Source organism: Candidatus Zixiibacteriota bacterium, from assembly GCA_034439475.1.
GTDB lineage: Bacteria > Zixibacteria > MSB-5A5 > GN15 > FEB-12 > JAWXAN01.
In genome coordinates, this window is sequence record JAWXAN010000072.1 from 1 (window position 1) to 6879 (window position 6879).

4 protein-coding genes are annotated in these 6879 nt (G+C 49.2%); all 4 read right to left on the reverse strand.

The genetic code is table 11. From position 1 onward, the window contains the following. Positions 1 to 717: VCBS repeat-containing protein (locus tag SGI97_10280; protein MDZ4724274.1), on the reverse strand; the 717-nt coding region annotated here is incomplete at its 3' end. A 440-nt stretch (positions 718 to 1157) separates the two neighbouring features. After that, complete coding sequence (locus SGI97_10285; GenBank protein ID MDZ4724275.1) at positions 1158 to 4496, reverse strand: hypothetical protein; 3339 nt, start codon at positions 4494 to 4496, stop codon at positions 1158 to 1160. Between the two features lie 121 nt (positions 4497 to 4617). After that, entirely contained in the window at positions 4618 to 5880 is a 1263-nt protein-coding gene (gene murA, locus SGI97_10290) for a UDP-N-acetylglucosamine 1-carboxyvinyltransferase (GenBank protein MDZ4724276.1), read from the reverse strand. A gap of 185 nt (positions 5881 to 6065) precedes the next feature. Beyond that, positions 6066 to 6617, reverse strand: a complete 552-nt coding sequence (locus SGI97_10295; protein ID MDZ4724277.1) for a DUF4416 family protein — start codon at positions 6615 to 6617, stop codon at positions 6066 to 6068. Positions 6618 to 6879 lie beyond the last annotated feature (262 nt).

The window sequence follows — 6879 nt, forward strand, 5'->3', positions numbered from 1 at the left end:
AATTGAATAAGGATAAACCCCCACCCCGTAATTCACCGCTGCCGCAAAGGTCCCGTTGCCGTTGTTTTTCAAAATCGAGACACTGTTGGAAGAATAATTCGCGACGGCCAGATCAGGTTTCCCGTCCCCGTCAAAGTCGGCGGAAGTAACTGACTGGGGTTCGCTCCCCACCCCGTAATTCACCGCTGACGCAAAGGACCCGTCGCCGCTGTTTTTCAGGATCGAGACACTTCCGAACAAAGAGGAATTCGCGGTTGCCAGATCAGGTTTCCCGTCACCGTCAAAGTCGGCGGAAGTAACTGAAGTAGGACGATCCCCCACCCCGTAACTGACCGCTGCCGCAAAGGTCCCGTTGCCGTTGTTTTTCAAAATCGAGACAGTGTTCGAACCCCAGTTCGCGACCGCCAGATCAGGTTTCCCGTCACCGTCAAAATCGGCGGAAGTAACTGACCAAGGACCACTCCCCACCTCGTAATTGACCGCTGCCGCAAAGGTCCCGTTGCCGTTGTTTTTCAGGATCGAGACAGTGTTGGAAAACTCGTTTGCGACCGCCAGATCAGGTTTCCCGTCCCCGTCAAAGTCGGCGGAAGTAACTGAATAAGGAGAGCTTCCCACTTGATAGTCTATGCGGGTGTCAAAAAGGGGTTCAAAGGCAGTCGAAGAACTCGGGAGCAAGCCGTATAGAAGAAGTGATGTTAGCATTAGAATACGATTCATAGATTTCCCTCGATCTCTCTCAAAGATTTAACAGCGCGTGTGTGCGACTATCTGCAGAAAGGTAAACGATTTTGGGGATATGTCAAGGGGGATTATGGTAGCAGGACGAACTGAGTATAGTGTGGTGTCGGGCGCCCCATGCTGGGGATGCTATCCCTCGCCCGACACTCCTCGCAACGACGTACTGCGGAATGACTGCTTATATCTTGTACCACACTCCCGACATTCGTCGGGAGTGTGTGATCTTTATCTTGGCGAATATCGGACGTCAGTCCGCCGCGGCGGACTGACCTACCAAATATCAGAAAAGATGGATTCTCCGCCTTCGGCGGACTGGAATGACAGTATGGGGAGAACTGAGATTGCCACGTCACTCCTAAGAAGTCGCTCCTCGCAACGACTCATCCGAAGTCTGTTCGCAACAGCCGGGATGCCCGCCTCTAAAAATCTGCACCGAATGAGAAATAGTGTCTGGGTTTTTTAGAAACATCAGCGAAATCTGTCGACCAGGCCAGATCATACCGCAAAAGCGCAAAACCAAAAAGATTCACCCGCACACCTGTGCCAAATCCAGTCTTTATATCCACAAGCCGGCTTGAGCCGTTTTGACGTGTGCCGCCTTTGAAATTATTGCCGAACCAGGCCGCGCCCATGTCTGTGAAGAGTACCCCGGCGATGTTGGATAAGACAAGCGGAAGTGGGAACCTGAGCGCAAAATATTGAACAAACGGAAAACGCAATTCCCAATTTACCAACCCGAAGCGGTCGCCGGACAATTCATAGTATGGCACACCTCGTAAGGGTGTGACGATTTCCGAGAAGTAGAGATTTCTAACCTCATAGACGTCCGAATCAAAGTTCCTCGATCCAATCCAATTTGTCGTACCCCCCAGATAATATTGTTTGGGTGTATCCCCTTCCGACGCCCCGCCTGAGATACGGAAGGCCATCGAGGCTGTTTTTTTGATATGCCAGTACTTCCGATAATCAAGCTGTCCAGCATAGAATTGAAGATCGTTGTTGTCAAAAAGATTAATGCCTGTCTCAAGAGAAATGCGAGCTCGTTTTCCGTTGACCGGCCCGGTGAATCCCCAGAGGACATTGTCGAAAACATAGCTGAGACGTCCGGTCGATATTTCCGAGCTCCCGTTCTGTCTGTTGTCGCCGAGGTTGCGGTCATAAAACTTCCGGTCAATAAAAAATTGCGAGAAGGTAAACTCATACCGGCTGAATATAGACGAAGGGCGGCTTGCGAAAAACGACACGCCATAAAATCTGTCTGAAAAGAGAAAGTCTTGATTGTCGACATAGAAATTTTTGGAGTGAAAAAATCCGCCTCCGAAGTTAACTCGTTTCTTATTGTTGAAATAGAACGCCTGTATATAGGACTGGTCGATGGTGTTGACCAAATCAGTCGCAAGGTAGATCTGATGATTTCCAAGATAATCTGAAAAGACAAAATAGGATTGGCCGCGTAACCCGAAGAAGGTGTCATAGCCCAAGCCTCCGCCGACAAAATCAGGGGTGAAACGGACTTTGTATTCATGGATCTCATATTCACCTGTCGACAGGCGCGAAGGTATGGAATCGAAGGCCGCCGGTTCGGTCAGCGGCCCGCTCGATGAGTCGCTGTCTTCGCTCGGCATCTTTCGCATAAGCGAATCAAGCCGATCGCCGCTTGTCTTGCTGACATAAACATAATCTTCATCATATATGCCGGTCGTGTCGCTCGCGCTGTCGGGAACCGTGGCAACCACTGATTGAGTTGTGTCGGTTGTGCCGGTCGAGTTTGTGGTGTCAGGCGTGCTCTGGGCGATTTCTGTTGTGTCAGAAAGCGAATCCTGGGCGATGGCTATTGTATCTCCGGAAAATACGCTGTCGCCGTATTGCGTGGCAATGCGGACACTATCGCGCTTTGCTTTCTCCAGCGCCGCAACTGCTTTCAATGAATCGCCGAGCAGGTTATATTTACCAAGCGCGAAATCGGTCGAAGCCAGCACGCCGTTCTGTCCGGCCGGGAGCAGTTGTTTCAAAATAAAAATATCAAAAGCGCCATTGAAGAATGCAGAGAAGGCCAACTGCTCGCCATCGGGCGCCCAGCTGACATCCTGCACACCAGTCAAAATATCTGTTACCGCATAATTTCGGTTTGAATCGACAGAGCCGATATAAATATTATCTATCCCATTTCGATTGGAAATAAAGGCGATGCGTTTACCGTTCGGTGAGACCGACGGATTCTTATTTGTGCCAGGTCCGACATCGATGGGGCTGACTCCAAGTCCCGCCCGCTCAACTTTGAATATATTGAAATTGCCGTATTGAAACTCACCCGGCATAAACGAACCGGCATGCTGGACATACGGCTGCCCAATTCCGTCCATGACCTGCGTTTGAGGATGCGGGCGATCGGAGGAGAAGACAAGTTCGTTATTCTCAGGCATCCAGCTTGGGTCAAGGTCGTCGAATCGGTCATCGGTGACCTGCTCGATTTCATCACTTTCGATGTGATAGATGAAGAGGTCGCGTTTGTATTCTTTGAGCGCGGAAAAGGCGACCATTGTGCCATCGGGCGACCACGAAGGGGAAAGGATATTATGAAAATCGAATCGTTTCTTCTTGTAGATTTTGCCTTTTTTGACATTTAAAAAATACAGCCCGTCCTGACCTTTTGCTTTGGCTACAAAGACAATATCACGGCCGTCCGGTGAGAAGGACATTCCTGATACGTACGAATGCAGAGATTCGAGATCGGCCGAGCGCTCCGAGGATGTTAGCTTGTCTATAACTTTTCCGTCGACCGCAGAAATCAGAACGATTTCGGTATAGTCCGATTTATCGGTAAAAATGGCAATTCGGTCTCCCTCAGGTGAGAAGACCGGCTTCTCATTGAAATAAGAGCCGTCTTTGCGGGCTTTAGTCAACTGCTTGCCGATCTCATCGGCTTCTTTTCTCACCGCAATCTCGGGCCAGTAGCGACGCTTCATTTCTTTGGAAAATTCTTTGAATAAATCTTCTTCGCTGATGCCAAGGGTGCTTTTGAGCGCCTTGTTCATTGTGAGATGGATTTTTCCTTTTTGTAAAATCTCACCGAGCTTGTCCTCGCCGTATTTGTCTGCGATGAACTTTACCATCGCCTGACCTTGTTTGTAAGCCAGGTATCCGCCAAGGTACATTGGCGGAGCCAGATAGTTATTGATTGTGGCATCGCGCACCACCATATCGGCAAAGTAATCCCATCCGCGCCGGGATGAGTACTCGGCATATCCTTCGGCATACCAGAGCGGCAGATCAAAAAACCGCTGTCGGGACAACAAGGTCGAAAGCGAGTTGCCAAAGAGCATATCGTAGACGACGGCATGGGTCAATTCGTGGTGCAGGACATGGCGCATATCTTCGTATGAACCAGTGAATGGAATGACAATGCGATTTTTGAATGCTTCGGTGAAACCACCCACACCTTCAGGCAGAAGGCTCGATGTTATATTTGTCTGCTGGAAGTCATTGTGAGAATTATAAATAAAGACCGGAACTCGTTTTTGTATTTTGTATTCAAGTTCTCCGGCTATCTCAACGTACGCCGATTCCATAACGTCGGCGGTGAACTTTGCCGTGGGATAGGAATGGTCATAGAAATAAATATCAAAGTGCCGGCTCTGGATATATTTCCAGTCAAAGTCCCTATATTGGACTTTGTTTTTGCCAAATGATGTTTCCTGGGAGGAAGCGGCTCCTGCCACAAAAAGAACAGTCAAAAACGCAGCGATGAGCAGTTTCATAAGTGTTTTTTCATCCTTATCATACGACGTTTCGATTACGCCCAACGTCTAATTGTTTAGGGCCATTTTTTTATGTCCGTCAAATACAGGGTTTTCCCCTGAATATCTTATACAAGTTGTTTCAGGCCTTAGCTCTTACTATATCGGCACCAAGCCCCGCTAACTTTTCTTCTAACTGGTAGTAGCCTCGGTCAATATGGTAGACGCGCATAAGCTCGGATTTGCCTTTTGCCGCAAGACAGGCAAGAAGAAGACCGGCCCCGGCCCGAATGTCGGGCGACATGACTTCTGCCCCGGAGAGAGAATTGACGCCGTTAATAATGGCCTCATCGCTTGAAATGTTAATATCCGCTCCTAAACGCCGCAGTTCCATTGTGTGCGAAAATCTATCTGTAAAAACAGTCTCCCGTATATGGGAAGTTCCCGATGCAAGGCAGGTTGCGGACATTATACAGGCCTGCAAATCGGTCGGAAAGCCGGGAAAGGGGAAAGTTGTCACATTCACCGCCGAGAGCTTTTTTGGCGATGTCAGCGACAACCCGTTCTTGCGAAGTGTCAACGTGCAGCCCATCTCCCGCAGTTTATGAATCACCATGGTTAAGTCTTCGGGTGGAATCCCTTTGACGTCTATTTTACCGCCTGTCATTGCCGATGCAATGAGATAGGTTCCCGCCACAAGCCGGTCTCCCGAAACGGTATGGTCGACCGCTTTCAGCTTTTTCACCGGTTCCACGGTAATTGTCGGTGTGCCGACTCCGGAAATTTTAGCACCGGCTTGGATAAGAAAATTGGCGACATCAGCTATTTCAGGATCACAGGCGGCATTGGTGATAATTGTCTTGTTCTTGGCGAAAACCGCCCCGAAGAGAATATTTTCAGTTCCGGTATGAGAAGGTTTATCAAAATAAATCTCGCCCCCCTTCAATGGTTTGCCCGAAGCAATGACATAGCCGGCCTGCTCGGATATTTTTGCCCCAAGCGCAGCAAATCCCTTTATATGATAATCCACCGGTCTTGCGCCCAGTGAACAACCGCCGGGAAGGGAAATCTTGGCCTCGCCGAGACGTGAAAGGAGTGGCCCGAGCACCAAAAAGGAGGCGCGCATCTGACGCATCAGCTCATACGGCGCCGTGCTTTCCGTGATTGTTTTTGCATTGACCGTCACTACCTGTTGCGGGACATCATACTCGACTTTTGCCCCGACAAAGCGAAGCATCTCTATCATGGTAAAGATATCCCGAAGGGGCGGGACATTACGAATGATTGATGTCCCGTTTTGAATGAGAAGTGTGCCTGCGATTATGGGCAGGGCGGCATTTTTTGACCCGTCGACAGTTATCTTTCCTTGAATCTTGGCCGGGCCTTTTATGACAAACTTATCCATGTCGTTCCTTTAATTAGTGAATGACGATCTTTGTTCCTGTTTCTGTCAAACCGCAATGGGAAATGTCTCCCAATAACGGCTTGTGGAATAAGTCAGTGGGACGCTCGAAAATAAAGCTAAAAATGATGGCAACGCTGAGATTTCTGAGGGATTGAATCGTGGGAATAAATACAGAGGCTCGGATACTACGTGCGGCTCGGCTCGAGCCGTTTAGGCTTATCAAACGACTCGCGGATACGCAGGAAAAAGTCGATTGACTCATCATGATAAAAATCCGCGGGCGTCCAAGGCATTCTTGCAAATCCATTCTTTGACCAGACCAACACAAGCTCGGCAAATACGCCGTTTGTCAGATAGATACGGTGGTTGTATTCACGATGGGAAACCATTACAACATTGTCTGGGGTGACTATGCCCGGATCGAGATTGACGGTGCGAAAGGTGTAGTCATCGACCGCATCGCCAAATTGCGATTCAATTTTATGGCATATTGATTTTATCTCGGGCAGGCGGTCTCTATCTATGGGACGCTCGAAGGCAAAAAAACGGCGGACAAGGCTATCCCCCATCTCCTCGGCGTACTGATCGATATTCGTGCAGGGCAGATCTGTTGTTTCGGCCTGAATCCGGCCGAACTGCTTTTCGAGTACATTGAGGGCATCGGCGCAGGCATCGATATGGGCATGTATGACAGCGACAATGAGTCGTCCTGCTGGGGGTTTCTGTATTCTTGCCATAAATTAAGATGAACAGTTATTGGCAGTGAATCAACAAAAAAGAACCCGCCATTCACTTTCATGACATCAAAAGAACCCACCACCCCGAAGAATGTCGGCAGTGGGTCACCTGATATCTAAGCCGACACTCCCAACAATGTCATTGCGGGGAGAGTAGTGACGTGGCAATCTCAGTTCATCTTTGTGGCGGGGCGCCCCTGCCCCGTACCAATTGACCGTCAGGTCACCCCTATATCCTTGCTCACGCAACGATATAGCCAAG